25 protein-coding genes are annotated in these 24,411 nt (G+C 55.0%); 16 read left to right on the top strand and 9 right to left on the bottom strand.

Annotated features, from left to right (window positions below):
- The first annotated feature begins 19 nt into the window (after positions 1-19).
- The 7 genes from LBW88_RS17145 to ruvX all read left to right on the top strand — a co-directional run bounded on the left by LBW88_RS17145 (position 20) and on the right by ruvX (position 5,710).
- On the top strand, positions 20-1,414 hold the full coding sequence (locus LBW88_RS17145) for a sugar porter family MFS transporter (RefSeq protein WP_224933505.1): 1,395 nt from the start codon (positions 20-22) through the stop codon (positions 1,412-1,414).
- A 93-nt stretch (positions 1,415-1,507) separates the two neighbouring features.
- Complete coding sequence (locus LBW88_RS17140; RefSeq protein WP_224933506.1) at positions 1,508-2,020, top strand: SprT family zinc-dependent metalloprotease; 513 nt, start codon at positions 1,508-1,510, stop codon at positions 2,018-2,020.
- A 76-nt stretch (positions 2,021-2,096) separates the two neighbouring features.
- On the top strand, positions 2,097-2,804 hold the full coding sequence (gene endA, locus LBW88_RS17135) for a deoxyribonuclease I (protein WP_224933507.1): 708 nt from the start codon (positions 2,097-2,099) through the stop codon (positions 2,802-2,804).
- Positions 2,805-2,878: 74 nt separating this feature from the next.
- Complete coding sequence (rsmE, locus tag LBW88_RS17130; RefSeq protein ID WP_224933508.1) at positions 2,879-3,610, top strand: 16S rRNA (uracil(1498)-N(3))-methyltransferase; 732 nt, start codon at positions 2,879-2,881, stop codon at positions 3,608-3,610.
- 93 nt (positions 3,611-3,703) lie between these two features.
- Positions 3,704-4,648 carry a glutathione synthase gene (gene gshB / locus LBW88_RS17125; RefSeq protein ID WP_100703503.1) on the top strand — a complete coding sequence of 315 codons (945 nt, stop codon included), beginning with the start codon at positions 3,704-3,706 and terminating at the stop codon, positions 4,646-4,648.
- Positions 4,649-4,730: 82 nt separating this feature from the next.
- Positions 4,731-5,294: a YqgE/AlgH family protein gene (locus LBW88_RS17120; RefSeq protein WP_034823267.1), complete on the top strand. Its 564-nt coding sequence runs from the start codon at positions 4,731-4,733 to the stop codon at positions 5,292-5,294.
- A complete protein-coding gene (gene ruvX, locus LBW88_RS17115; RefSeq protein WP_224933509.1) occupies positions 5,294-5,710 on the top strand; it encodes a Holliday junction resolvase RuvX in 417 nt (138 codons plus the stop codon). Before LBW88_RS17120 ends, ruvX begins: the two co-directional genes overlap by 1 nt.
- Positions 5,711-6,003: 293 nt before the next feature.
- Here the strand turns inward: ruvX and LBW88_RS17110 are convergent, their stop codons facing one another.
- Positions 6,004-6,996, bottom strand: a complete 993-nt coding sequence (locus LBW88_RS17110; RefSeq protein ID WP_224933510.1) for a type IV pilus twitching motility protein PilT — start codon at positions 6,994-6,996, stop codon at positions 6,004-6,006.
- A 16-nt stretch (positions 6,997-7,012) separates the two neighbouring features.
- Between LBW88_RS17110 and LBW88_RS17105 the strand changes: the two genes are divergently transcribed.
- From LBW88_RS17105 to hemW, 4 genes are read left to right on the top strand one after another with little or no spacing between them, the layout of a single operon-like run.
- Entirely contained in the window at positions 7,013-7,720 is a 708-nt protein-coding gene (locus LBW88_RS17105; RefSeq protein ID WP_224933511.1) for a YggS family pyridoxal phosphate-dependent enzyme, read from the top strand.
- A gap of 12 nt (positions 7,721-7,732) precedes the next feature.
- Positions 7,733-8,287 carry a YggT family protein gene (locus tag LBW88_RS17100; RefSeq protein WP_100703498.1) on the top strand — a complete coding sequence of 185 codons (555 nt, stop codon included), beginning with the start codon at positions 7,733-7,735 and terminating at the stop codon, positions 8,285-8,287.
- Positions 8,288-8,307: 20 nt separating this feature from the next.
- On the top strand, positions 8,308-8,901 hold the full coding sequence (locus LBW88_RS17095; protein ID WP_224933512.1) for an XTP/dITP diphosphatase: 594 nt from the start codon (positions 8,308-8,310) through the stop codon (positions 8,899-8,901).
- A complete protein-coding gene (hemW, locus tag LBW88_RS17090) occupies positions 8,894-10,024 on the top strand; it encodes a radical SAM family heme chaperone HemW (RefSeq protein ID WP_224933513.1) in 1,131 nt (376 codons plus the stop codon). Before LBW88_RS17095 ends, hemW begins: the two co-directional genes overlap by 8 nt.
- Positions 10,025-10,273: 249 nt before the next feature.
- Here the strand turns inward: hemW and LBW88_RS17085 are convergent, their stop codons facing one another.
- The 3 genes from LBW88_RS17085 to trmB all read right to left on the bottom strand — a co-directional run bounded on the left by LBW88_RS17085 (position 10,274) and on the right by trmB (position 12,293).
- A complete protein-coding gene (locus tag LBW88_RS17085) occupies positions 10,274-10,990 on the bottom strand; it encodes a DUF2884 domain-containing protein (protein ID WP_224933514.1) in 717 nt (238 codons plus the stop codon).
- Positions 10,991-11,247: 257 nt separating this feature from the next.
- Positions 11,248-11,574, bottom strand: coding sequence for a YggL family protein (locus LBW88_RS17080; RefSeq protein ID WP_034823275.1), 327 nt, complete (start codon positions 11,572-11,574; stop codon positions 11,248-11,250).
- A complete protein-coding gene (gene trmB / locus LBW88_RS17075; protein WP_034823276.1) occupies positions 11,574-12,293 on the bottom strand; it encodes a tRNA (guanosine(46)-N7)-methyltransferase TrmB in 720 nt (239 codons plus the stop codon). Before trmB ends, LBW88_RS17080 begins: the two co-directional genes overlap by 1 nt.
- 154 nt (positions 12,294-12,447) lie before the next feature.
- Here trmB and mutY point away from each other — a divergent pair, with 154 nt between their 5' ends.
- The 4 genes from mutY (at position 12,448) to LBW88_RS17055 (ending at position 16,867) form a co-directional block, all read left to right on the top strand.
- Positions 12,448-13,533 carry an A/G-specific adenine glycosylase gene (gene mutY, locus LBW88_RS17070; RefSeq protein ID WP_224933515.1) on the top strand — a complete coding sequence of 362 codons (1,086 nt, stop codon included), beginning with the start codon at positions 12,448-12,450 and terminating at the stop codon, positions 13,531-13,533.
- Positions 13,533-13,805 (top strand): oxidative damage protection protein, encoded by a 273-nt coding sequence (locus LBW88_RS17065; protein ID WP_038644892.1) that lies wholly within the window; start codon positions 13,533-13,535, stop codon positions 13,803-13,805. Before mutY ends, LBW88_RS17065 begins: the two co-directional genes overlap by 1 nt.
- Positions 13,806-13,859: 54 nt before the next feature.
- The gene (gene mltC / locus LBW88_RS17060; protein WP_224933516.1) at positions 13,860-14,939 is read left to right on the top strand and encodes a membrane-bound lytic murein transglycosylase MltC; all 1,080 of its coding nucleotides are present in this window, start codon (positions 13,860-13,862) and stop codon (positions 14,937-14,939) included.
- 503 nt (positions 14,940-15,442) lie between these two features.
- Entirely contained in the window at positions 15,443-16,867 is a 1,425-nt protein-coding gene (locus LBW88_RS17055; protein WP_224933517.1) for an amino acid permease, read from the top strand.
- 48 nt (positions 16,868-16,915) lie between these two features.
- Here the strand turns inward: LBW88_RS17055 and LBW88_RS17050 are convergent, their stop codons facing one another.
- Positions 16,916-19,066 (bottom strand): ornithine decarboxylase, encoded by a 2,151-nt coding sequence (locus tag LBW88_RS17050; RefSeq protein ID WP_224933518.1) that lies wholly within the window; start codon positions 19,064-19,066, stop codon positions 16,916-16,918.
- A gap of 548 nt (positions 19,067-19,614) precedes the next feature.
- Here LBW88_RS17050 and LBW88_RS17045 point away from each other — a divergent pair.
- On the top strand, positions 19,615-20,598 hold the full coding sequence (locus LBW88_RS17045) for an MDR family oxidoreductase (RefSeq protein WP_224933519.1): 984 nt from the start codon (positions 19,615-19,617) through the stop codon (positions 20,596-20,598).
- A 183-nt stretch (positions 20,599-20,781) separates the two neighbouring features.
- Here LBW88_RS17045 and LBW88_RS17040 read toward each other — a convergent pair whose 3' ends face one another.
- From LBW88_RS17040 to LBW88_RS17025, 4 genes are read right to left on the bottom strand one after another with little or no spacing between them, the layout of a single operon-like run.
- Complete coding sequence (locus tag LBW88_RS17040) at positions 20,782-21,561, bottom strand: heme ABC transporter ATP-binding protein (protein ID WP_224933520.1); 780 nt, start codon at positions 21,559-21,561, stop codon at positions 20,782-20,784.
- The gene (locus LBW88_RS17035) at positions 21,554-22,555 is read right to left on the bottom strand and encodes a FecCD family ABC transporter permease (protein WP_224933521.1); all 1,002 of its coding nucleotides are present in this window, start codon (positions 22,553-22,555) and stop codon (positions 21,554-21,556) included. The genes LBW88_RS17040 and LBW88_RS17035 overlap by 8 nt, the downstream gene beginning before the upstream one ends.
- Positions 22,548-23,372, bottom strand: coding sequence for a heme/hemin ABC transporter substrate-binding protein (locus LBW88_RS17030; RefSeq protein WP_224933522.1), 825 nt, complete (start codon positions 23,370-23,372; stop codon positions 22,548-22,550). Before LBW88_RS17030 ends, LBW88_RS17035 begins: the two co-directional genes overlap by 8 nt.
- A complete protein-coding gene (locus LBW88_RS17025) occupies positions 23,369-24,391 on the bottom strand; it encodes a hemin-degrading factor (protein WP_224933523.1) in 1,023 nt (340 codons plus the stop codon). Before LBW88_RS17025 ends, LBW88_RS17030 begins: the two co-directional genes overlap by 4 nt.
- Between the last annotated feature and the right edge of the window lie 20 nt (positions 24,392-24,411).

Here is a 24,411-nt window from a genome sequence, read left to right as displayed (position 1 = left end):
GATAAACTTCGGAGGCATTATGCCTGGTAATACTCATAAGAGCAGAACATCGAACAAGATGATGACCTTGTTTGTCTGCTTCTTAGCGGCTCTGGCCGGCCTGCTGTTTGGTCTGGATATCGGCGTTATCGCTGGTGCCCTGCCCTTCATCGCAAAAGATTTTAACGTGACTGCCCATCAGCAAGAGTGGATTGTCAGCTCCATGATGTTCGGTGCGGCTGTTGGTGCTATCGGTAGCGGCTGGATGTCTTCAAAACTCGGCCGTAAAAAGAGCCTGATGGCGGGTGCGATTCTGTTCGTTATCGGTTCACTCTGGTCAGCCATGGCGGTTAGCCCTGACATGCTGATTGCTGCACGTGTGGTGCTCGGTCTGGCCGTGGGTGTCGCGTCTTACACTGCTCCTCTGTATCTTTCTGAAATCGCACCAGAAAAGATTCGTGGCAGCATGATTTCTTTGTATCAGCTGATGATCACCATCGGCATCCTGGGTGCGTATCTGTCGGATACCGCGTTCAGTGATGCAGGCGCATGGCGCTGGATGCTGGGCATCATCACCATCCCGGCAGTGCTGCTGCTGGTGGGCGTATTCTTCCTGCCAAACAGCCCGCGCTGGCTGGCGGCGAAAGGCGATTTCCGCAGTGCAGAACGCGTGCTGGCTCGCCTGCGTGATACCAGCGAGCAGGCGAAGCGTGAACTGGATGAGATTCGTGAAAGCCTGAAGATCAAGCAGTCTGGCTGGCAGCTGTTCCAGAGCAACAGTAACTTCCGTCGTGCGGTTTACCTCGGCGTGCTGTTGCAGGTGATGCAGCAGTTCACCGGTATGAACGTCATCATGTATTACGCGCCAAAAATCTTCGAGATTGCCGGTTTCGCCAACACCACTCAGCAGATGTGGGGCACGGTGATTGTAGGTCTGGTGAACGTACTGGCGACCTTTATTGCTATCGGTTTGGTGGATCGCTGGGGCCGTAAACCGACGCTGGTGCTGGGCTTCATCGTGATGGCAGCCGGTATGGGCATTCTTGGTACCATGCTTCACATCGGCATCAACTCTGCTTCGGCGCAGTACTTCGCCGTCGGCATGCTGCTGATGTTTATTGTTGGTTTCGCGATGTCTGCCGGTCCGCTGATCTGGGTACTGTGTTCAGAAATCCAGCCGCTGAAAGGCCGCGATTTTGGTATCACCGTGTCTACCGCAACCAACTGGATTGCAAACATGATTGTCGGTGCCACCTTCCTGACCATGCTGAATACGCTGGGCAATGCGCCAACCTTCTGGGTGTATGCAGGTCTGAACGTGTTCTTTATCCTGTTGACTGTTGTGCTGATTCCGGAGACCAAAAGCGTCTCGCTGGAGCACATCGAGCGCAACCTGATGAAAGGCAAAAAATTGCGCGATATCGGCCAGCAGTAAGGTTGATAAGCGATACAGGGGCTGCCGATTGGCGGCCCTTTTTTTGTGCGCAATAAATTGATTCGCTGTTCCCAAGATCTTATGCTGCCGTCCATGAAAACTCCTCGTCTTCCCATCGCCCTGCAACAAGCCGTGATGCGCTCGTTGCGTCAGCATTTGCAGCTCGCCAATGAAAAGCTGGAGCGTCAGTATGACGAGCCAAAGCTGGTGTATCAGCAGCGTGGCACGGCTGCCGGTACCGCTTGGCTGGAAAAATGGGAGATTCGTATTAACCCGGTGCTGCTGCTGGAAAATCAGCAGGCATTTGTGGATGAAGTCGTGCCGCATGAGCTGGCGCATCTGCTGGTTTGGAAAACCTTTGGCCGCGTGCCGCCGCACGGCAAAGAGTGGAAGTGGATGATGGAGAGCGTGCTCGGTGTTCCGGCACGTCGCACCCATCAGTTCGAAATCGCTTCGGTGCGCAGCAACACCTTCCCATATCGCTGCCGCTGCCAGCAGCATCAGCTCACCGTGCGCCGTCACAATCGTGTGCTGCGCGGCGAGAGTGAATATCGCTGTGTGCAATGTGGCACGTTGCTGCAACCCGGTGAATTTTCAGCAGCTTAATCCATTTATCTCATATCCCACCCTGCTCCATTCTGTTACCCTGCCGCCTTTTTACGCACCAGGTTAATTTTGGAATATGTCTCGCAAAACGCTGTTGTTACTCTCCTTATTAGTTGCACCCATTAGCGCGTTCAGCCTCAGTATCACTCACTATAATCAGAACAGCTTCCAGCAGGCCAAAGTGGTCGCCGCACAGATCAATGCCGATGCGCCCGCCGAATTTTACTGCGGCTGCAAAATCAGCTGGCACGGCAAAAAAGGCGTGCCTGACCTCAGCAGCTGTGGCTACAACGTGCGTAAAAATGCCAATCGCGCAGAGCGTATTGAGTGGGAACATGTGATGCCCGCATGGGAGTTCGGCCACCAGCGCCAGTGCTGGCAAAACGGCGGACGCAAAAATTGCAGTAAAGATGCCGACTACCGCCGCATTGAGAGCGACCTGCACAACCTGCAACCGGCGATTGGTGAAGTGAATGGCGACCGCAACAACTTCCAGTACAGCCAGTGGAACGGCGGCGACGCACAATATGGTCAGTGCTCAATGAAAGTCGATTTCAAGCAGAAGCTGGCCCAGCCACCCGAGCGTGCACGCGGCGCCATTGCCCGCACCTACTTCTATATGCGAGACCAGTATCAGCTGCGTCTTTCGCGTCAGCAAACCCAGCTGTTTACCGCCTGGAACAAGCAATATCCGGTGAGCCAGTGGGAGTGTGAACGCGATAACCGCATCGCTCAGGTACAGGGAAATCACAATCCCTATGTACAACAGGCTTGCCAGCGCTAAAAGCGCTACCCTACACTAGCTTTTTTCCGATTGGGCCGTGTCCGATGACACGGCATAACGCTGGCAGGAACCGCATGCGCATACCTCGCATTTATCATCCCGAATCTCTTGAAGTTAACAGTGAAGTCTTCCTCGAAGAAGATGCCGCTAACCACGTCGGGCGCGTGCTGCGCATGACCGCCGGTCAACAAATTGAGCTGTTTGATGGCAGTAATCTGACTTTTAACGCCGAAATCACCCAGGCTGATAAAAAGCGTGTAAAAGTAAGGGTCCTTGCCAGTCAGTCTGATGACCGTGAATCACCGCTCCATCTCCATCTTGGGCAGGTGATGTCGCGCGGCGAAAAGATGGAATTCACCATCCAGAAATCGATCGAACTCGGCGTGAACGTGATTACACCCTTGTTTTCGGAGCGCTGCGGCGTAAAGCTGGATGCTGAACGACTGGCGAAGAAGATTCAGCAATGGCAAAAAATTGCGATTGCCGCCTGTGAACAGTGCGGCCGTAATCGTGTGCCGGAAATCCGTGAAGCGATGACGCTGGAAGCCTGGTGTGCCGAGCAGGAAAGCGGTTTAAAGCTCAATCTGCATCCGCGTGCCAGCCACAGTATTAATACCCTGCCGCAGCCGGTTGAACGTGTTCGCCTGCTGATTGGTCCGGAAGGCGGCTTGACCGCAGATGAAATTGCCATGACCGCGCAGCAGGGTTTCACCGATATTTTGTTGGGCCCACGCGTACTACGCACAGAAACTACCGCGCTGACGGCCATTACGGCACTTCAGGTGAGGTTTGGTGACCTGGGTTAAGGGATACTTTTAGGGTTTTAAAAACTACGCACGTGAAAAGCCGCAGCGCTGTCACGGAACGGGGCAATAAATTCCCCCTTTGAGGAGAGAATAATGATTAAGCTTGGCATCGTTATGGACCCAATTTCGTCCATTAACATTAAAAAAGACACCAGCTTCGCCATGTTGCTGGAAGCACAGCGCCGTGGTTACGAAATTCATTACATGGAGATGGGCGATCTCTCCCTGCGCGGTGGCGTCACCTACGCCCGCACGCGCCTGCTGAGCGTGGAGCAGAACTACGATAAATGGTACGACTTTGGCAGTGAGCAGGTGATTCCGCTGGCCGATCTCAACGTGGTGCTGATGCGTAAAGATCCGCCGTTTGATACCGAATTCATTTACGCCACCTATCTGCTGGAACGTGCGGAAGAGCAAGGTACGCTGATCGTCAACAAACCGCAGAGCCTGCGCGACTGCAACGAGAAGCTGTACACCGCCTGGTTCGCCGATCTGACGCCAGATACGCTGGTCACACGTAATAAAGAGCAACTGCGTGCCTTCTGGCAGGAGCACGGTGATGTGATCCTGAAACCGCTGGACGGCATGGGCGGCGCATCCATCTTCCGCGTGAAGCAAGACGATCCGAACTTTGGCGTCATCACCGAAACGCTAACCAATCACGGTCAGAACTTCTGCATGGCGCAAAACTATCTACCGGCGATCAAAGACGGCGATAAGCGCGTGCTGGTGGTGGATGGCGAGCCGGTGCCTTACTGCCTGGCGCGTATCCCACAGGGCGGCGAAACCCGTGGTAACCTGGCTGCAGGTGGCCGCGGTGAAGCACGTCCGTTGAGCGACAGCGACTGGGAAATTGCCCGCCGCGTTGGCCCAACGCTTAAAGCCAAAGGGCTGATTTTTGTCGGTCTGGACATCATTGGTGATAAACTCACCGAAGTTAACGTAACCAGCCCAACCTGCGTGCGTGAAATCGAGGCTGCATTCCCGATCTCGATCACCGGCATGCTGATGGATGCCATCGAGAAACGCCTGGGCTGATGTCAACGGCGTGTAAGCGCCGTGAGAACCCAAAACCGACGTGGCTGCGGTCACGCCGGTTATTTTTGGTATACGAGTGAGAATGAATTTACAGCATCATTTTTTGATTGCGATGCCGTCGCTGCAGGACCCGCTTTTCAAACGCTCGGTGGTGTATATCTGCGAGCATAATGAAGATGGCGCCATGGGTTTGATCGTAAACAAACCAATGGAAAACCTGACGGTCGAAGGCATCCTGAAGAAACTTAAAATCAGCCCATCAGAACGTGACCCTGCCATTAAGCTGGACAAACCGGTGTTCGCCGGTGGCCCGCTGGCGGAAGATCGCGGCTTTATCCTGCACTCTGCCCAGAAAATTTACTCTTCCAGCATCCGTATATCTGACAATACCGTGATCACCACTTCGCGGGATGTACTGGAAGCGATCGGCACCTCGGAGCAGCCTGATAACGTGCTGGTGGCGTTAGGGTATTGCGCCTGGGAGAAAGATCAGCTGGAGAACGAGCTGCTGGAAAATGCCTGGCTGACCACACCCGCCAACAGCAACATTCTGTTCCAGACGCCAATAGCCGAGCGCTGGCGCGAAGCTGCACGCAGCATGGGCATCGATATTCATAATATGACCAGCGATGCAGGGCACGCATAATGACCAGTGAAACTTTGCTGGGCTTCGATTTCGGCACCAAAAGCATCGGCGTTGCTGTCGGCCAGCAGCTGACTGGTACCGCACGGGCTTTGACTGCGCTCAAAGCACAAGACGGCATCCCCGACTGGAACCTGATTGGGAAGCTGCTGAAAGAGTGGCAGCCTGATTATGTGGTGGTGGGTTTGCCGTTGAATATGGATGGCACCGAGCAGCCATTAACTGAACGTGCCCGCAAATTCGCTAACCGCCTGCATGGCCGTTTTGGCGTGCGCGTTGAGATGCAGGATGAGCGTCTGAGCACCGTAGAAGCGCGTGCCGATCTGTTCGAACGCGGTGGCTTTCGTGCACTGCAGAAGGGTCAGGTCGATTCGCAGTCGGCGGTGATCATTCTGGAAGACTGGTTCGATACGCACTGAATGAATTCAGGTGCGCTTCAGTGCGCACCTGACAGATTGATGCAACAGCTTGCTCGTTATTTGCTCGGCTGTTGTGCTCTCTTACAGCAACCTGCTAACACACTAATCAATTCTGCCATTTGTATCGACTCGCAGGCATTCGAATCATGCCCGCCATTTGTCATGACTCGCAAGCACTCAAATCATTCCCGCCATTCGTCATGACTCGCAAGCACTCAAATCATTCCCGCCCTTTTGTATCGACTCACAGGAATTCAAATCATGCCCGCCCTTTTGAATCGGCTCGCAGGCACTCAAATTAATCCCGCCTGTTGTCGCGCCTGCTCACTCTGCGCGAACGTCTGCATCCCTGCCTGAGCACCGGTTTGGAGCACGCCGGGCAATTGATGCATCTTGCCCTCGCGAATCAGATTCACCACCGCAGGCGTCGCCACCAGTACTTCGAACAATCCAATCCGCCCGCCGTTTTTTGCCGGCACTAAACGCTGAGCCAGCACCGCTTTCAAACTGCCCGCTAGCTGGGTGCGCACCAGGTTTTTCTCCTCGGCGGGAAATACATCCACCAGGCGATCCACCGCTTGCGTGGCACCTCGCGTGTGCAGCGTTGCCAACACCAGATGCCCGGTCTCTGCCGCCGTCAGCGCCAGCCGGATGGTCTCGCTGTCACGTAGCTCACCCAAAAGAATCACATCCGGGTCTTCGCGCAGCGCCGCTTTCAATCCGTGCTGGAATGACGCCGTGTGCGCTCCCACTTCCCGCTGCTGTATCAACGAGCGCTGGCTGTGATGCACAAACTCAATCGGATCTTCCAGCGTGATAATGTGGCGCGCCTGCTCGCGATTAAGGCAGTCGACCAGCGACGCCAGCGTGGTGGATTTACCGCTGCCGGTGGCACCAGTGATTAAAATCAGCCCCTCTTCCAGCTGCAATAACTGCTGTACCACATCGGGCAGCTGCAATTGGTCAATATCGGGTGCCTGGCTGGCAATCAAACGCAGCGCCAGCGATAAACCGTGGCGCTGCATAAACAGGTTGGCGCGCAGTCGCACGCCACTTTGTAGCGTGATGGCAAAGTCTAAGTGCCCGCTCGCTTCCAGCTCATCCTGTTGCACGCCGCTGAGCCACTGTTGCATAAAGGTTTCCAGCCAGTCGCCATCCAGTGCCGTTTGCTGTGGGATCGGCTCCAGCACGCCCTGCCGTCGCCAGTGCGGTAAATGTCCGCTGCAAAGGTGCAGATCGGCGGCGTTATGCTTTACACTAAGCGCCACAACTTCATCCAAATCCATTTAACTTCTCCTGACTATGACTTCCATTGAGCACAACTTACAGCAAGTGCGCGAGCGTATCGCCGCTGCCGCCGCACGTTGCGGCCGCGCGCCAGAAGAAATTACGCTGCTTGCAGTGAGCAAAACCAAACCTGCGAGCGCAGTCGCAGAAGCGATTGCTGCGGGTCAGCAGGCATTCGGTGAAAATTACGTGCAGGAAGGGGTTGAAAAAGTGGCTGAGCTGGCCGCACATCCTGAACTGCAATGGCACTTTATTGGGCCACTACAATCCAACAAAAGTCGTCTGGTGGCGGAGAATTTTGCCTGGTGCCACACCGTGGATCGTGAGCGCATTGCACAACGCCTGAACGATCAACGCCCGGATGTGTTACCGCCGCTTAACGTGTTAATTCAGGTAAATATCAGTGACGAGAACAGCAAATCTGGCATCATGCTGGAGGCTATTCCGGCGCTGGCGGCGCAGATAGCCGCACTGCCGCGTCTGCGCTTGCGCGGATTGATGGCGATCCCAGCACCTGAAGCAGAATATGAGCGTCAGTTAGCGGTCTGTAAGCAGATGGCTAATGCGTTTAACGCTCTAAAACAGGATTATCCTGACGTCGATACGCTTTCTCTGGGAATGAGCGACGATATAGATGCGGCAATCGCCGCAGGCAGCACCATGGTGCGCATTGGCACCGCCGTTTTTGGCGCGCGGGATTATGCGCGACCTTCACAACAATAATTGAGGAACCTCATGTTAACAATGACGTTTTTAGTCAAAACGCTGATCGACCTGTACGTGATGGTACTGCTGTTGCGCATCTGGATGCAGTGGGCACGCTGTGACTTTTATAACCCACTGGCGCAATTCGTGGTGAAGATTACGCAGCCTATTATTAAACCGTTGCGTCGCATATTGCCCGCGCTGGGGCCGATTGATACCGCCTCGCTGGTGCTGGCGTTTGTGCTGACCACATTGAAATATCCGGTGTTGTTGCTCATTCAGGTCGGGGTGTTCTCGGTTGACCCAACCAACCTGCTGGTGGGCCTGCTGTCGCTGGTGAAATCCGCCGGTTATCTGGTGTTCTGGGTAATTATCATTCGTTCGCTGATGAGCTGGATCAGTCAGGGTCGCGGCCCGATTGACCACGTTTTGATTCAGCTGACTGAACCGCTGATGTCACCGATTCGTCGTATTTTGCCTGCCATGGGCGGCATCGATTTCTCTGCCATGATTGTAATTCTGGTGCTGTACGCGCTGAATTTCCTCGGCATGGACCTGTTCCCAGGTCTCTGGTATTTGCTGTAATTCGTTAATCTGGAACTGTTATGCAAAAAGTCGTACTCGCCACCGGTAATCCGGGCAAAGTTCGTGAACTGGCCGATCTGTTAGCGGCCTTCGGCCTCGATATCGTGGCGCAAACCGAGCTGGGCGTTGAGTCAGCGGAAGAAACCGGCCTGACCTTTATTGAAAATGCCATTCTCAAGGCGCGTCATGCCGCGCAGATCACTGGCTTGCCAGCGATTGCCGATGACTCAGGTTTGGCAGTGGATGCGCTCGGCGGCGCGCCAGGCATCTACTCGGCGCGCTATGCCGGAGAGGACGCCAGCGATCAGCAAAATCTCGATAAGCTGCTGCTGGCGCTGGAAAATGTGGCAGAGGGACAACGTCAGGCCCAGTTCCACTGCGTGCTGGTTTACCTGCGCCATGCTGAAGATCCGACGCCGCTGGTGTTTCACGGCAGCTGGGCGGGCGAAATCACCCGTGCGGCCGCAGGTGAAGGCGGTTTTGGTTACGACCCGATTTTCTATGTTCCTGAACTGGGCAAAACCGCAGCAGAGCTGAGTAAAGATGAAAAGCGCGCTGTTTCTCACCGTGGCAAAGCATTGACGCTGTTACTGGATGCGATGCGCAATGCCTGAGTTACCTCCATTAAGCCTGTACATCCACATTCCGTGGTGTGTGCAGAAGTGTCCGTACTGTGATTTCAACTCTCACGCGTTAAAAGGCGAGGTGCCGCACATCGAGTATGTGCGGCACCTGCTCAGCGATCTCGAACAGGATCTGCCGCTGACCGCTGGTCGTGAAGTGCGCACCATCTTCATCGGTGGCGGTACGCCGAGCCTGCTGAGCAGCAATGCGATGCAGATGCTGATGGACGGCGTGCGTGCGCGCCTGCCGCTGGCGGCCGATGCGGAAATCACCATGGAAGCCAATCCGGGCACTGTGGAAGCGGATCGCTTCAGCGGCTACCAGAAAGCCGGTATTAACCGTATTTCGATTGGCGTGCAGAGTTTCAGCCCGCAGAAACTGGAGCGCTTAGGGCGCATTCACGGCCCTGAAGAAGCGATACGTGCGGCCCATCTCGCGGCGGGTCTTGGCCTGCGCAGCTTTAACCTCGATCTGATGCATGGTTTGCCCGATCAGTCGCTGGAAGAGGCGCTGGAGGATTTGCGCCAGGCGATTGCACTCAATCCACCGCACCTGTCGTGGTATCAGCTGACCATTGAGCCCAATACGATGTTCAGCTCGCGTCCGCCGGTGTTGCCGGATGACGATGCATTGTGGGACATCTATGAGCAAGGCCATGAGCTTCTGAGTGCTGCCGGTTATCAGCAGTATGAAACCTCGGCCTATGCCAAACCGGGCTATCGCTGTGAGCACAACCTCAACTACTGGCGTTTCGGTGATTACCTCGGCATTGGCTGTGGTGCCCACGGCAAGCTGACCCAGCCGGATGGCAGAATTGTGCGTACGGTGAAAACCCGCCATCCGCGCGGCTTTATGCAAGGTAAGTACCTCGACAAGCAGCACGACGTGGAGAAGGATGACAAGCCGTTTGAGTTCTTTATGAACCGCTTTCGTCTGCTGGAAGCCGCACCACGTGCAGATTTCAGCCGCTATACCGGGTTGGATGAGCAAGTGATTCGTGGGCAGATGGATGCAGCGATCAAAGCGGGTTACGTGGTCGAAACCGCAGAGCAGTGGCAGATTACGGATAAAGGGAAGTTGTTCCTGAATTCGCTGCTTGAACTGTTTATGTAGGCCAAAGCCAACACGCTCAAACTTCAGTATGAAGCGGCACTCAGCAGTCCCCTGGTTGAGCCGCCCGTAGCATTTAAAACGGCTTAGCCGTCGTCCCTGACATTCAAGGCGCGGCTAATTCAAAACGGCTTGGCCGTCTCCCCCTGACATTCAAGGCGGCGGCTAATTCGAAATGGCTTCGCAACCTGGCAATTTAAGCGGCTAAGCCGCCTGTGCATAGCGGCGCACTTTTGTGCACCGCAACACAACTTACTTAACGTTCTGCATCAAACCTTTACGCTGCCCTTCCAGATCTGTCACGCGATTACACACCTCATGACCGAAGTTCTGGAAGTCTTGTTCCTGGTTTTTCCATTCCGCCTGAACCGCCTGCTGTAAGCCGCCAAGGTTGCCCATAATCGCCTGCAATGGATTACTACCGCTAGCGGCCTGGCTGCTGCCCATCTCGTTCAGGCTATCCTGCATGATGCCGCCCAGCGTGCTTTGCACCAACTTCTCGCCGTCAGCACGCACCTGGTCAATCGCCTGATGGTGGAAGGTTAAACCATCCGGGCGATGCTCAATAATACGGTTCATCTGTTGCTTGAGCTGTCCGTCCAGTTTGGTCAGGCGATTGCGCACGTTGCTGTTGGCACCGAGCTTTTCCACAATCACTTTGTCCAGCGCAACACGGCTGCGTTCTAAACGAGTGTTAGCACCGTTATCTACCCACGGCAAATCCCGACGTAATGCATTCTGATAGTCGATGGCTTTCTGACGCGTGGCGTTATCCACGTTGGCTTTCTGCCCGTTGAAGGTCACGTCGCCCTGCGGTGAGATTTCAAGATTACCGTTGGTGCCGACCACCTGCACGCTCTGCGGTTTGATGATCACATCATCCTGAGGATTAACGCTGCACTGATAGTCAGCCTGCGCCTGTGTCGCTGCAGCCAGCAGCAGTGCGGTTAGAAGCGCCTTACGAATCATGAAATCTCCCTTAAATAAAAAGCCGCCCACGCCTTACTGTTAGAACAGGTCAGGCGTAGGCGGCGCAGCGAATTTGGTGACGGCCAGCGCACAGCAACCGGAGCGCGCCTGAGCACATAAGAATGACTCACGTTGCTCGCCCCTTTCGGGGCCGCCCTTTGGGCGTTCAAGTCGCAATCGCAACTTGTGCGAACACTGCCCGGTGCCAAAAGCGCAAGTGAGCTAGCCTGAAGCGATATCTCAGGCCAGTTAAGTACTTAGTCCCACCAGACGTCAAAGAGTTCAGTCACCTGAACATCTGACAGCTCGCGTTTCTCCAGCCATTTGCGCACCAGCTCACGGTGCTCATCGGTGCACTTTCCGGTTTCCTGCAGGCAAACCAGACCTTCCCACACCAGATAACCGCTGCCGTCATACGCCAGGCCATTCGGATCAATCACTTCAGTAATAAACTGATCCAGCGTGGCATCAATCTGCTCCTCGGTGGTGCCTTCGGCAAAACGCCAGGCAACAGAGAAACCTAACTCCTGAAACTCATCGATATGCAGTTTCTTACGTAAACGACGGCTACGCTGTACGGCCATTATTTAATCCTCTCAAACATCAGATCCCAAACGCCATGGCCCAGTCGCTGCCCGCGCTGCTCAAATTTCGTTAACGGACGCGTTTCCGGACGCGGCACGTAATCATTACCTTCTGACAGGTTTTTATACCCATCCACGCTGTTCATGATTTCCAGCATGTGTGTCGCATAGTCTTCCCAATCTGTGGCCATGTGGAACACGCCGCCCAGCTTCAGCTTGCGCATCACCAGCTCGGCAAACGGTACTTGGACAATACGACGTTTGTTATGGCGCGCTTTATGCCATGGATCCGGGAAGAACAGCTGAACCATGCGCAGTGAGTTATCCGGAATCATCTGCTGCAACACTTCTACTGCGTCGTGGCACATCACACGCAGGTTTTCCACGCCCGCTTCTTTGGCAGAAGCCAGACAAGCTCCTACGCCCGGCGCATGCACTTCAAGGCCGAGGAAGTTCTGGTGGGGATTATTTTGCGCCATGGTCACCAGTGAGGCGCCCATGCCAAAACCGATTTCCAGCACCACTGGCGCTTCGCGGCCAAACAGTGCTGCTAAATCCAGCGGCTCCTGCTGGAACTCGACACCCATCTCCGGCCAGTAATTATCGAGCGCGAGCTGCTGTCCTTTCGTTAAGCGCCCCTGGCGGCGCACAAAACTGCGGATACGGCGTAATGGCCGCCCGTTCTCATCAAATTCCGGGGTGATGACGTCATTAATCATGTTGAAGCCTGCTGGTTAGCCTTTTCTGGGAAACGGGCATTATGCAAAGTTAGATAGCAGAAGCAAGCCTTTGCAATCTTCCGGTTTACACCCCGATGTCTCTGTGCTGGAATTCCTGCCTGATTGTAGAGCAAACACGGAATATTTCCTTCAAATGATGCAAGCGCCGCAGTTCGGCCAACAGGTGCTGAAGTGGTATCACCGCTTTGGCCGTAAAACTCTGCCATGGCAGCAGGAGAAGACACCTTATAAGGTGTGGCTCTCTGAAGTGATGCTGCAGCAGACGCAAGTTGCCACCGTTATTCCTTACTTTGAACGCTTCATGGCGCGCTTCCCGACGATTGCCGATCTGGCCGCTGCGCCGCTGGACGAAGTACTGCATCTGTGGACCGGCCTCGGCTATTACGCCCGTGCGCGCAATTTGCATAAAGCGGCGAAACAGGTGGTCGATAAGCACGGCGGCGAATTCCCGCGCAATTTTGATGATGTTGCCGCGCTGCCCGGCGTCGGACGCTCTACCGCGGGTGCGGTGCTGTCACTGTCGCTCGGCCTGCACTTCCCGATTCTCGATGGCAACGTCAAGCGCGTGCTGGCACGTTGTTATGCGGTCGGCGGATGGCCGGGTAAAAAAGACGTTGAGAAACGTTTATGGCAAATCAGCGAAGAGGTCACACCTGCTGAAGGCGTTAGCCAGTTTAACCAGGCGATGATGGATCTCGGTGCGTTAGTGTGCACTCGCTCACGTCCTAAGTGTGAGATTTGCCCGGTCAGCAGCGGCTGCGTAGCTTACGCCAACAGCAGCTGGGCTGAATATCCGGGTAAGAAACCCAAAGTAACCATTCCCGAGCGCACCGGCTGGTTCCTGATGATTCAGCACGGCGACGACGTGTTCCTGGAGCAACGTCCGCCGGTGGGCTTATGGGGCGGCTTGTTCTGCTTCCCACAGTTCACCAGTGAGCAAGCGCTTACTGACTGGTTAGCCGAGCGCGGTATTCACGCCAAACCACAGCAGCTGACGGCGTTTCGTCATACCTTCAGCCATTTCCACTTAGACATTGTGCCTATGTGGCTGGCGTGGCCTTCTGCCGGGTCGCTGATGGATGAAGCGAGCGGTCTCTGGTATAACTTAGCGCAACCACCGTCAGTGGGTTTGGCTGCGCCAGTAGAGCGTTTACTGCATGAATTGCGCCATCCCCAGCAACTGGCACTGCACACGCGCGTGATCCAAGAGGAAGAGTAATGAGCCGCACCATTTTTTGTACGTTTCTGCAACGCGACGCTGAAGGGCAGGATTTCCAGCTCTATCCAGGCGAGATCGGTAAGCGCATCTACAATGATATTTCCAAAGAAGCCTGGCAGCAGTGGATGTCCAAGCAGACCATGTTGATCAACGAGAAAAAGCTCAACATGATGAACCCGGAAGATCGCAAAGTGCTGGAGAAGGAGATGATCAATTTCCTGTTCGAAGGCAAAGATGTGCATATCGAAGGTTTCACCCCGCCAGAAAAATAATCGTTCAGGGCCTTCCTTTGAGGCCCTCTTTTTCGAATCAGGCACGCATTTACAATGAATAAAAAACTGATAGCGCTGTTAGTGATTGCTCCACTTTTGGTTTCCTGCTCCGGACAAAAAAAATCGCAGTATCATGAAGAGTGGGTCAAGGACACCAACGGTTTCGACATCCTGATGGGGCAGTTCGCCGCCAACATTGAAAATATTTGGGGTATCAATGAGGTTCTGATCGCCGGACCGAAAGATTACGTCAAATACAGCGACAGCTATTACACCCGCAGTCACATCAACTTCGACAGCGGTAGCATCACCATTGAGACCATTGCCGGCACCGATCCGATGGCCAGCCTGCGTCAGGCGATCATCACCACGCTGCTGATTGGTGAAGATCCGGGCAATGTCGATCTCTACTCCGATGCCAACGATATTCAGATCAGTAAAGAGCCGCTGCTTTACGGCCAGGTACTGGATAACACCGGTCAGCCGATCCGCTGGCAGGGCCGCGCCGCCAGCTTTGCCGATTATCTGATTCAGAACAAACTGCAAAAACGCACTTCCGGTCTGCACGTTATCTGGTCGGTGACCATTCCAATGGTGCCAAACCACCTCGACAAACGTGCGCACAAATATCTGCCGCTGGTGCGTAAATCGGCGGAACAGTACGGCGTAGATGCGTCGCTGATTCTGGCAATTATGCAGACCGAATCGAGCTTCAACCCCTATGCGGTCAGTAACTCCGATGCGCTGGGCTTGATGCAGGTGGTTCAGCATACCGCTGGCGTGGATGTGTTCCGCATGAAAGGCAAATGGGGCAAACCAAGCCGCAGCTATCTGCTCGACCCCGAGAATAATATTGATGCGGGTACGGCCTATCTGTCGCTGCTGCAAAAGAGTTATTTAGGCGGGATTCAGGATCCGGTGTCACGCCGTTACGCAGTGATCACCGCCTACAACGGTGGCGCGGGTAGCGTACTGCGCGTGTTCTCCAGCGATAAAGATCGCGCCTTCGCGAAGATTAACGACATGACGCCGAATGAAGTGTATCAGACGCTGACCACCAGCCATCCATCTGGCGAGTCACGCCGTTATCTGTATAAGGTGAATCAGGCCCAGCGTAGTTATCATCGGTATTAATCATCCCCCGATGTGATGACGCATTAGTTATTTTAGGGGCAGACAGAGAGAAATTGATTGACTCTGACTGCCTCTTTTTTCATTACCCTTGCAGATATAAACCTCGTCGATAAATTTCGCCTGACCTCACAAAAATAAGAAATCAATATGGTGAAAGTTCGCCCATTGCAACGCCTTGTTTTTTCAACAACACAGATAACCTGCCGATCATTTATATTCTATATTCTTTACTTTTTATCCCACACTGCATTTCCGTCCTGATTGACCCTTTTTTAAATAAGGTGCAATGATTATTTCACGTCTCCACACACAAATTAATAACAACCAGCATCGCCTTATTAATAATTCCTGACCTTGATTTGCATAATTAAAATATCGATGGAGATCACACTTCATCGCGGAAAATAACATCGCATCGGGCATATCAACATTATCTCATCAACACGGAGGCTTGCGTCCCGTGGGATATCCAATGTCATGCCTGAATTGCTAAGAGGAAATGTATGAGCCATTCACCCGCAAAACAGGATTCGTTAGGCGACGGCCTGTCGGATCGACAGGTTGGTATGATCTCCATCGCTGGCATCATTGGTGCTGGATTATTTGTTGGTTCCGCGAATGCCATCGCCACGGCAGGCCCGGCTGTGTTGCTCTCCTATGCCATGACCGGCGTGCTGGTGCTGCTGGTGATGCGCATGCTGGGTGAAATGGCCGTGCTGCAACCCGATTCGGGATCCTTTTCAACCTACGCCGCGAAAGCCATTGGCCCGTGGGCCGGTTTCACCATCGGCTGGTTATATTGGTGGTTTTGGGTGTTACTGATCCCGGTAGAAGCGATTGCCGGTGCCGATATCCTGCACGCTTATTTCCCTTCCATTGCATCGTGGCAATTTACCACCGCGATTATCCTGTTGCTCACCGTCACCAATCTTTTTAGCGTTAAAAATTTTGGTGCCTTTGAGTTCTGGTTCGCAATCATCAAAGTGGTGGCGATTATTGGATTTATTGGCATCGGCATTTTGGCGATTTCCGGATATTGGCCAATGGCGAATGTGAGTGGTGTGGCACATTTATATAACAGCATCGGCTTTATGCCCCACGGTTTTGGCGCGGTATTAACCGGTATCTTACTGACCATTTTTTCATTCTTTGGCGCGGAGGTTGTCACTATTGCTGCGGTGGAATCTAAAGATCCCGGTAAAAAAATCAGCCGTGCGATTAATCTGGTGGTTTACCGCATCGCGTTATTTTATTTGCTGTCTATTTTCCTCGTGGTGTCGCTGGTGGCCTGGAATGATCCGCAGCTGTTAGCCCAGGGCACTTTCCAGTATGTGTTATCCACGCTGAATTTCCCTGGTGCCAAACTGGTGGTGGATTTAGTGGTGCTGATTGCCGTGTGCAGCTGCATGAATTCCGGGTTATATACCGCTTCACGCATGCTCTATTCCCTGGGTAAACGCGGCAATGCCCCGGCCTCTTGCGCCACGGTGTCGAACGGCGGCGTACCCCGCGTGGCGGTATTGGCTTCCACGTTGGCGGGATTCGTAGCCTGTATTGCCAACTACGCTTTTCCAGGAGAGGTGTTTGCCTTCCTGATCTCCACCACCGGAGCGATTGCGTTGATTGTCTATCTGGTGATTGCCGTTTCACAGTTGAGAATGCGCACGGCGATGGAAAAACAGGGCATCACGCCTGATTTTAAAATGTGGTTCTTCCCATGGCTGACCTGGCTGAGCATTTTGATGATTGTCAGTGTGCTGGGCTATATGTTCTATCTGCCACAGTATCGCTACGAGAGTCTGATGACGCTAATGGTGACGTTTATGGTGCTGTGCGTCGGTGTTTACATCACTGGTAAACGCCGCAAGCAGACAGCATATCCGGCAGGAAGGCTGGCTAAAGAAAAAATTCAGGTGGTTCGCCACTGATAAGATGCTGACGGCGTGCGGTGATTGCACCACACGCCGTCGGGCAGGTTAGCGCACCATCATGTTCGCCACTAAGTGTTTACGACCGCTGTCATCTTCCTCGGTGTAAACCCCTTGAAGCTCCGGTGAGAAGCCCGGCAGCAAGTTGATGCCCTCTTCCAGCGCGAGGAAGTAACGCTGCACCGCGCCGCCCCACACCTCGCCAGGCACCACGCACAGTACGCCCGGTGGATATGGCAGCGCACCTTCAGCAGCAATGCGCCCTTCTGCCTGGGCAATCGCCACCAGCTCAACCTCACCACGAATGTACGCCTGATGTGCGTCCTGCGGATTCACTTCCACTTTCGGGAAGCAGGCCTCGCGGAACATCGCCTTCTGCAGATCTTTCACATCGTAGCTGACGTAGAGATCGTGCATTTCCTGGCACAGGCGGCGCAGGGTGTAGCCTTTGTAGCGTTCTATGTTTTTGCGATAGACGCTCGGCAGCACTTCAGCCAGCAGCGCATCCTCTTTCACATGGTGTTCAAATTGCTCCAGCATCGCCACCAGATGCGCCATCTTCTCCGGGTTCTCCGCTGGCGTCAGCAGGAACAGGATGGAGTTGAGATCGCACTTCTCTGGCACGATACCGTTTTCACGTAGGTAGTTCGCCAGAATGGTCGCCGGAATGCCGAAGCTGGTGTACTCACCGCTGGCGGCATCAATGCCTGGCGTGGTCAGCAACAGCTTGCAGGGATCGACCAGATACTGCTCGCTGGCGTAACCTTCAAAGCCGTGCCATTTCTCGCCTGGCGCAAGGCTGAAGTAAGCCGGATCGGCGGCGATAACTTCGGTTTCCGCCGACTGCCACAGCTTGCCGTAGACCTTCTCCGGCAGGAAAGGCTGAATCATCTCGCAGCGTTCCAGAATCGCTTTGCGCGCATCAATGCCGATGGTGACGCATTCGTGCCACATGCTGCGCCCGGCTTCGCCTTTGTGCATGCGCGCATTGATATCCAGTGCGGCAAACAGCGGATAGAACGGGCTGGTTGAAGCGTGCAGCATAAAGGCGTTGTTGAGACGCTTGTGCGGACAGAAGCGCTTCTGGCCACGGATGTGGTTGTCTTTCTTGTGAATCTGCGAGGTCTGCGAGAAGCCCGCCAACTGTTTGTGCACCGACTGAGTAACGAAAATGCCGGGATCGTTCTCGTTCAGCTCCAGCGTCAGTGGCGAGCAGCCTTCCATCAGCGGGATAAATTGCTCATAGCCCAGCCATGCAGAGTCAAACAGGATGTAATCACACAGATGGCCGATGCGATCCACCACCTGACGCGCGTTATATACGGTGCCGTCATAGGTGCCGAGCTGGATGATCGCCAGGCGGAATGGGCGCTGATCTTTGGCGCGGTGCGGCGCGACTTTCTGCACTTGCTCGCGCAGATAGGTCTCATCAAAGCAGTGCGCATCAATGCCGCCGATAAAGCCGAACGGATTACGTGCCGCTTCCAGATACACCGGCGTAGCACCCGCCTGAATCAGCGCACCATGATGGTTAGATTTGTGGTTGTTGCGGTCAAACAGCACCAGATCGCCGCGCGTCAGCATGGCGTTGGTCACCACTTTGTTGGCGCTGGAGGTGCCGTTTAGGACGAAATAGGTTTTATCGGCGTTAAACACTTTCGCTGCGTACTTCTGTGCATCTTTCGCCGAACCTTCGTGGATCAGCAAATCGCCTAACTTGACGTCGGCGTTGCACATGTCGGAACGAAACACGTTCTCGCCATAGAATTCATAGAACTGACGCCCGGCCGGATGCTTACGGAAGAACGCCCCGCCCTGATGGCCAGGACAGGCGAAGGTGCTGTTCTGCATATCAACGTAGCGCGTCAGCGTATCGAAAAACGGCGGCAGCAGGTCAGATTCATATTCCTGCGCGGCGGCTTCCAGCGCGTCCCACTCTTCCGGTGCACCGTTGATTTCGCCGGTCACGCCCGGCAATTTCAGTACTTCTTCATCGAACGCGTTGGCGACAAACACCGGCAGATTAAAGCCGGTCTGGCGCAACAGCGTTAGCACGCCACTGCGTGTATCCGCCAGTGAGACGACCACAGCCGCCACATCGGTAAAATCAGTATTGTCGAGCGTCACCACATCACGCGCGGTGTTCAGGCTCAGGCTTGGCGCTACCGCAACGCTGGCAGCGATTTTCAATGGATTCATAACACAAATCCCCGTAATGAAGGATGAGTGGGTGCCAGTGGCACAGCAATGAGGAAAATTCCCCGGCGAATAACGTCTTCGGGCGGATCAACCGCCGCAACCGATAGACATCAGTAAAGTCAGATCGCGTCTGTCTTTAGTCATGTCCAACAGCATAGCGCGTTAAGCTGGACTCACCGCATGGTGAGCGAGAAATGCGAACAACAGATGACGGAGGGCCGCTTATCGTAAAGCGAACGGAGACAAGTGCAAAAGCGCATTGTACCGAGCATGGCGGCGTCCTCAGAGTGGCGGAAATGGGTCATTAACTGGGGCGCAATAATGGCATCTTTTTTTTGCTGGAACAACCCGTTGCACCGCGATTGACACGCATAAGCAACAATTTATAACCAATTGATTAATAAGTTTTTATTAATTTATCGCATGATAAAATCGCTTAAATATCTTTATGTTATGCGAATTTATGCAAGGTGTGTCCGCACCCATGTTGCTCCCTGTTTCCAGAGGAGTAATATGACCCGCACTTTCCTCAATCAGCCGGAGGCTGCATGTTTAAGGCATTAGTCATTGAAAATGATGAGCAGGGATACCGCACTTCCCTGCAGGATCTGTCAGAAAAACAGTTGCCCGATCAGGATGTCACCCTCGAAGTCAGTTACTCCACCCTTAACTACAAAGACGCGCTCGCCATCTGCAACAAAGGCCCGATTGTGCGTCAGTTCCCGATGGTGCCGGGCATCGATTTTGTTGGTCGGGTGATCGGCAGCCGCCATCCGGAATGGCAGCAGGACGATGTGGCGCTGCTTACCGGCTGGGGTGTGGGTGAGAAGTATTGGGGCGGACTGGCACAGAAGGCCAGTGTTTCCGGTGACTGGCTGGTGAAAGTGCCTGCGGCTTTAAGCCCGTTGCAAACCATGGCGATTGGCACTGCTGGTTTTACCGCGATGCTGTGCGTGCTGGCACTGGAAAGACAGGGCATCACGCCGCAGCATGGCCCGGTGCTGGTGACGGGTGCCAGCGGTGGCGTGGGAAGCTTTAGCGTCAGTTTGCTGGCTCGTTTAGGTTATGAAGTGGTGGCCTCCAGCGGCCGCGCCAGCGACAGCGATTACCTGATTAACACCCTTGGCGCTTCCTCGATTATCGATCGTGCTGAACTGAGTGCGCCCGGCAAACCCCTGGCGAAAGAGCGTTGGGCTGCGGCGATTGATAGCGTCGGCAGCCATACGCTGGCCAACGTGCTGGCAGGCATCAAGCGTGATGGTGTGGTCGCTGCCTGCGGCATGGCGCAAGGTCTGGATCTCCCCACCAGCGTGGCGCCGTTTATTCTGCGCGGCGTGGTGTTGGCCGGTGTGGATAGCGTGATGTGCGCTAAGTCGTTGCGTGAGCAAGCGTGGCAGCGTCTGGCGGAGTTAGTGGATGGCGCACTGCTGGAGCAGTTAACCAAAGTGATTCCACTGAGTGAAGCACGTGAAGGTGCTGAAGCCTTGCTGGCGGGCGAAGTCCGTGGCCGTCTGATTGTAGATTGCCGGTAACTTTTTGGGCGCCATAAATGACGCCACTACAAGGCCCGTAGACTCTGATTGTGGATTGTAGCTAACGTTTAAGGCGCCATAAATGGCGCCACTACGAGAGCCGATGCGGCTTTGGATGAGCGCTGCGCATTCAGGTGCCTCTGTTTTCGTAGGGTGCGCATTTATGCGCACCAGGCAATACGTCTACGCTCGCAGCTGGATCTGCGGCCTGCCCTGCTCTTGTGGCATCACCACGTGCAGCTCAGCCTGATACCAGCGCGTCAGCGTCGTTTCCGTCATCACTTCTTGCGGTGAACCCTGCGCCACCAGCTTGCCCTGATGCAGTAGCAGAATACGATCGGACCACAGGGATGCCAGATTGAGATCGTGCAGCACGGTGCAGACGCTAAAGCGACCGTTGCGCGTCAGCTTATGCAGCAATCGCAAACTGTACTGCTGCCAATAGAGATCCAGCGCGGAGGTCGGTTCATCGAGAAACAGCCAGCCACGCGGGCCATCGTCGTGCCATAACTGCGCCAGCACCCGCGCCAGCTGCACACGCTGCTGTTCCCCACCGGAGAGCGAACGATAATCGCGCTTCGCCAGTTCCAGACTGCCGGTGATGTGCATCACCTCTTCAATCACCGCTTTGGATTTGCTGGCAGGCCAGGGCGCACGCCCCATCGCCACCACTTCTTCAGCTGGCAGCGGGAAGGTCACACTGTTTTGCTGGCGCATCACCGCACGACGTTGCGCCAGGGGTTCACGTGGCCAGTCGTTCAAAAGGCGATCGCCGAGCCAGCACTCACCGGCCTCTGGTGTCAGAAATCCGGTCAACAGACGCAACAGCGTGGATTTGCCCGCGCCATTTGGGCCGATTAAAGAAATCATCTCGCCTGGCTGTAAGGTGATAGAGACATCATCAATCAGCGCACGCGTGCCATGACTAAAGCGCAGGCCGCGAGCCTGCATTGAATCACTCATTCATCCCCCTTTTCTGGCGCAGAATCAGCCAGAGAAACCATGGACCACCGATCAGGCTGGTGATCAATCCCACCGGCATCTCAGCGGGAATCACCACCGTGCGTGCCAGCGTATCCGCCAGCAATAACAAGATGGCTCCTGCCAGTGCTGAACCCGGCAGCATCCAGCGATGATCGCTACCGACGCAGAAACGCATCACGTGCGGCACCACCAATCCGACAAAACCGATAATTCCGCTCACCGACACCGCCGTGCCCACCAGCAGCGCACTCAGCACCAGTAACTCACGCTGGGTGCGCTTCACATCAATGCCCATGTAATGCGCATCTTCTTCACCGAGTTGCAGCAGGTTAAGACGACGCGCACGAGTCTGGATGGCAATCAGCGCAGGAAGGATCAGTACAGCACACACCGCCAGACTCGGCCATTGTGCGGCGCTTAAACTGCCCATACCCCACAGCGCCAGCTGACGTAACTGCTGGTCATTGCTGAGCCAGGAGAGCACGCCCACCGCCGCGCCGCACAAGGCGTTGATGGCGATACCGATTAGCAGCAGGCGCGACAAATTCCCCAGCGCCAGACGGCTGAAACTAAAGATCAGCAGCGTGACGATCAGGCTACCGATAAAAGCGGCTATCGATGGCAGCCATAGCGCCAGTAGCGGCGGCAAGCTAAGCGGCACCACAATCGAAACGGCTACCGCCAGTCCGGCTCCGCTGCTGATACCGAGCAAACCCGGATCGGCCAATGGATTGCGAAACAGGCCCTGCATCACCGCACCCGACACCGCCAATGCCATACCGAGCAGCACCGCCAGCAACACGCGCGGCAGGCGGATGTTCAGCCAGATTTGCCACGCCATATCGCTGAGCGGTGCGTGAAACAGCGTGCGCATTGACAGCGGCATGGCACCAAAATTGGCGGCCATCAGCATGCAAACCACCATGCTGATGCCCATCAATAACAGCCAGCGCATCACCGCGGTGTTAGTCATGTTTTACCGCTTCGGCGGCTTTACGCAGCTTAACGATGGTCTCCGGTGTATCGAGACCAAAGCTCAGCAGCGCCATCTCATCGACCACCAGCAAGGCGTGATGCTGGCCCGCTGGCGTCAGTGCCAGACCCGGCAACGACCAGATTTTCTCTTCACCGCCCAGCGTGCGCAGACCATCTTCACCCACCACCACCAGATCCGGTGCCGCAGCGACCACACCTTCCTGTGACAGTTGCTGATAATGCGGGATCGCCGCCATGGCATTGACTAAGCCAGCACTGCGGATCGCAGCGTCAGCGCCAGTTTGGTTGCCTGCTGCCTGAGTGCGCATGCCACCGTGCGCCATCACAAACAGCACTTTTACTGGCAGCGGCTGCTGGGGAATCTGCGCGCGATGCTTGTTCACTTTCTCAATCAGCGCCTTCGCTTCGGCATCACGATGCAATGCTTTACCGATGGTGGCGATCTTTTCCGGGATGGCATCGAGACTGGTTTTGCCGGTGACATCCACCACTTTCACGCCAGCGCTCTCAACCTGCTGCAATACCAGCGACGGTTTCGCCAGCTCGCTGGTGAGCACCAGCGTCGGCTTCATCGCCAGGATGCCCTCGGCATTCAACTGGCGCATATAACCGATATCCGGCAATTTGTTGGCCTGCGCCGGATGCTGGCTGGTGCTGTCGCGCGCCACCAGATTGGCCTGTGCATCCAGCGCATAGATAATTTGTGTGACATCACCGCCGATCGAGATCACCCGTTCAGCGGCAAACGTTGGCAGCGCCAAAGCACCCAGTAGTAATAGCGTCAGACGTTTCATGCTGTCGCTCCCAGCGCGGTGACCTGCTCACGCCAGCGCGCCTGTTCTGGTGTACCTTCGCTACGCTGACCATACAGCTGTGCGATCTGCGTGCCGTCGGCGGCAAACAGTTCGAGGCTGGTGACAAAGCCATCACCACTCGGTTTACGCGTCACCCAACTTTCGGCGATGTGGTCCGCCATCAGGTGCAGCGTGAAGGTTGGGTTGAAGATGTTGACCCAGTTGTCCATCGGCATCAGCTTCTCCACCGCACCGGTGAAGATCTGCGTGCAACCACGGTTGCCGATAAAGATCATAATTTCGTTGCCATCCTGCTGCGTCTGCTCCAGCAGTTGAGCCAGCGAATCGTTACTGACCTGGCGTGCCAGATCGTCTGGTACGGCATGGAAAGCCTGCTGACGAGAGATATTATGGCGCTTCAGTAAGCCAAAGAACTGATGCACATCGGTGATGGCGCGCCATTCGGCTTCCACTTTGCTGGCATCAATGGTGCGGCTGTGTTCTGGCGCGGCGGCAGGCTGTGGATCGAGTGCCGCAGCGGCTTCAATAGTGAACTCAGCGATCAGCGCATCCCATGCCGCCATATCGGTGTTGTCAGTGGTGTAGATTTTCAGTACCGCATCCGCGTGGCGATCAAAAATCTGAATGCTTTGACGCTCGCCGCGTGCCGTCTGCTCACGCAGGAAGAAAGCGCTGTGCCATTGTGCCGGGAACAGACGCTGATCGAGCGCGCGTGGATTGAGGATTAGACCGGCATGTTCGCCGAGGTGCAGGTTTTCATATTTGCCCACCTGCTCATGCACCGCATATTCGTTGCGAGTGATGCTTTTGGTTTCGCCAACGGCTTCCAGCGCCTTCAGCAGCGCCGGGAAATCCGCTTTTAACGCTTGCGCATCCTGGCCGACGCGCGCTTCACACAGCTGCGCTTCGCCAATGCCCATCAGGGCGGCCAGATCGCGTGCGTACTTTTTCGGATGTTCGCCTTTCAGCGCCAGATAGTGATCGTAACGTGGGTTCATTGCTCTTGCTCCATGAAAAG

Source organism: Pantoea sp. alder81 (genome assembly GCF_020179835.1).
In the GTDB taxonomy this organism is placed as follows: domain Bacteria; phylum Pseudomonadota; class Gammaproteobacteria; order Enterobacterales; family Enterobacteriaceae; genus Pantoea.
This window is presented reverse-complemented; position numbering and strand designations above follow the sequence as displayed.

Coding starts and splice junctions, on each gene's coding strand:
- LBW88_RS17145 (WP_224933505.1), top strand. CDS start 20: ATGCCTGGTAATACTCATAAGAGCAGAACATCGAACAAGATGATGACC.
- LBW88_RS17140 (WP_224933506.1), top strand. CDS start 1,508: ATGAAAACTCCTCGTCTTCCCATCGCCCTGCAACAAGCCGTGATGCGC.
- endA (WP_224933507.1), top strand. CDS start 2,097: ATGTCTCGCAAAACGCTGTTGTTACTCTCCTTATTAGTTGCACCCATT.
- rsmE (WP_224933508.1), top strand. CDS start 2,879: ATGCGCATACCTCGCATTTATCATCCCGAATCTCTTGAAGTTAACAGT.
- gshB (WP_100703503.1), top strand. CDS start 3,704: ATGATTAAGCTTGGCATCGTTATGGACCCAATTTCGTCCATTAACATT.
- LBW88_RS17120 (WP_034823267.1), top strand. CDS start 4,731: ATGAATTTACAGCATCATTTTTTGATTGCGATGCCGTCGCTGCAGGAC.
- ruvX (WP_224933509.1), top strand. CDS start 5,294: ATGACCAGTGAAACTTTGCTGGGCTTCGATTTCGGCACCAAAAGCATC.
- LBW88_RS17110 (WP_224933510.1), bottom strand. CDS start 6,996: ATGGATTTGGATGAAGTTGTGGCGCTTAGTGTAAAGCATAACGCCGCC.
- LBW88_RS17105 (WP_224933511.1), top strand. CDS start 7,013: ATGACTTCCATTGAGCACAACTTACAGCAAGTGCGCGAGCGTATCGCC.
- LBW88_RS17100 (WP_100703498.1), top strand. CDS start 7,733: ATGTTAACAATGACGTTTTTAGTCAAAACGCTGATCGACCTGTACGTG.
- LBW88_RS17095 (WP_224933512.1), top strand. CDS start 8,308: ATGCAAAAAGTCGTACTCGCCACCGGTAATCCGGGCAAAGTTCGTGAA.
- hemW (WP_224933513.1), top strand. CDS start 8,894: ATGCCTGAGTTACCTCCATTAAGCCTGTACATCCACATTCCGTGGTGT.
- LBW88_RS17085 (WP_224933514.1), bottom strand. CDS start 10,990: ATGATTCGTAAGGCGCTTCTAACCGCACTGCTGCTGGCTGCAGCGACA.
- LBW88_RS17080 (WP_034823275.1), bottom strand. CDS start 11,574: ATGGCCGTACAGCGTAGCCGTCGTTTACGTAAGAAACTGCATATCGAT.
- trmB (WP_034823276.1), bottom strand. CDS start 12,293: ATGATTAATGACGTCATCACCCCGGAATTTGATGAGAACGGGCGGCCA.
- mutY (WP_224933515.1), top strand. CDS start 12,448: ATGATGCAAGCGCCGCAGTTCGGCCAACAGGTGCTGAAGTGGTATCAC.
- LBW88_RS17065 (WP_038644892.1), top strand. CDS start 13,533: ATGAGCCGCACCATTTTTTGTACGTTTCTGCAACGCGACGCTGAAGGG.
- mltC (WP_224933516.1), top strand. CDS start 13,860: ATGAATAAAAAACTGATAGCGCTGTTAGTGATTGCTCCACTTTTGGTT.
- LBW88_RS17055 (WP_224933517.1), top strand. CDS start 15,443: ATGAGCCATTCACCCGCAAAACAGGATTCGTTAGGCGACGGCCTGTCG.
- LBW88_RS17050 (WP_224933518.1), bottom strand. CDS start 19,066: ATGAATCCATTGAAAATCGCTGCCAGCGTTGCGGTAGCGCCAAGCCTG.
- LBW88_RS17045 (WP_224933519.1), top strand. CDS start 19,615: ATGTTTAAGGCATTAGTCATTGAAAATGATGAGCAGGGATACCGCACT.
- LBW88_RS17040 (WP_224933520.1), bottom strand. CDS start 21,561: ATGAGTGATTCAATGCAGGCTCGCGGCCTGCGCTTTAGTCATGGCACG.
- LBW88_RS17035 (WP_224933521.1), bottom strand. CDS start 22,555: ATGACTAACACCGCGGTGATGCGCTGGCTGTTATTGATGGGCATCAGC.
- LBW88_RS17030 (WP_224933522.1), bottom strand. CDS start 23,372: ATGAAACGTCTGACGCTATTACTACTGGGTGCTTTGGCGCTGCCAACG.
- LBW88_RS17025 (WP_224933523.1), bottom strand. CDS start 24,391: ATGAACCCACGTTACGATCACTATCTGGCGCTGAAAGGCGAACATCCG.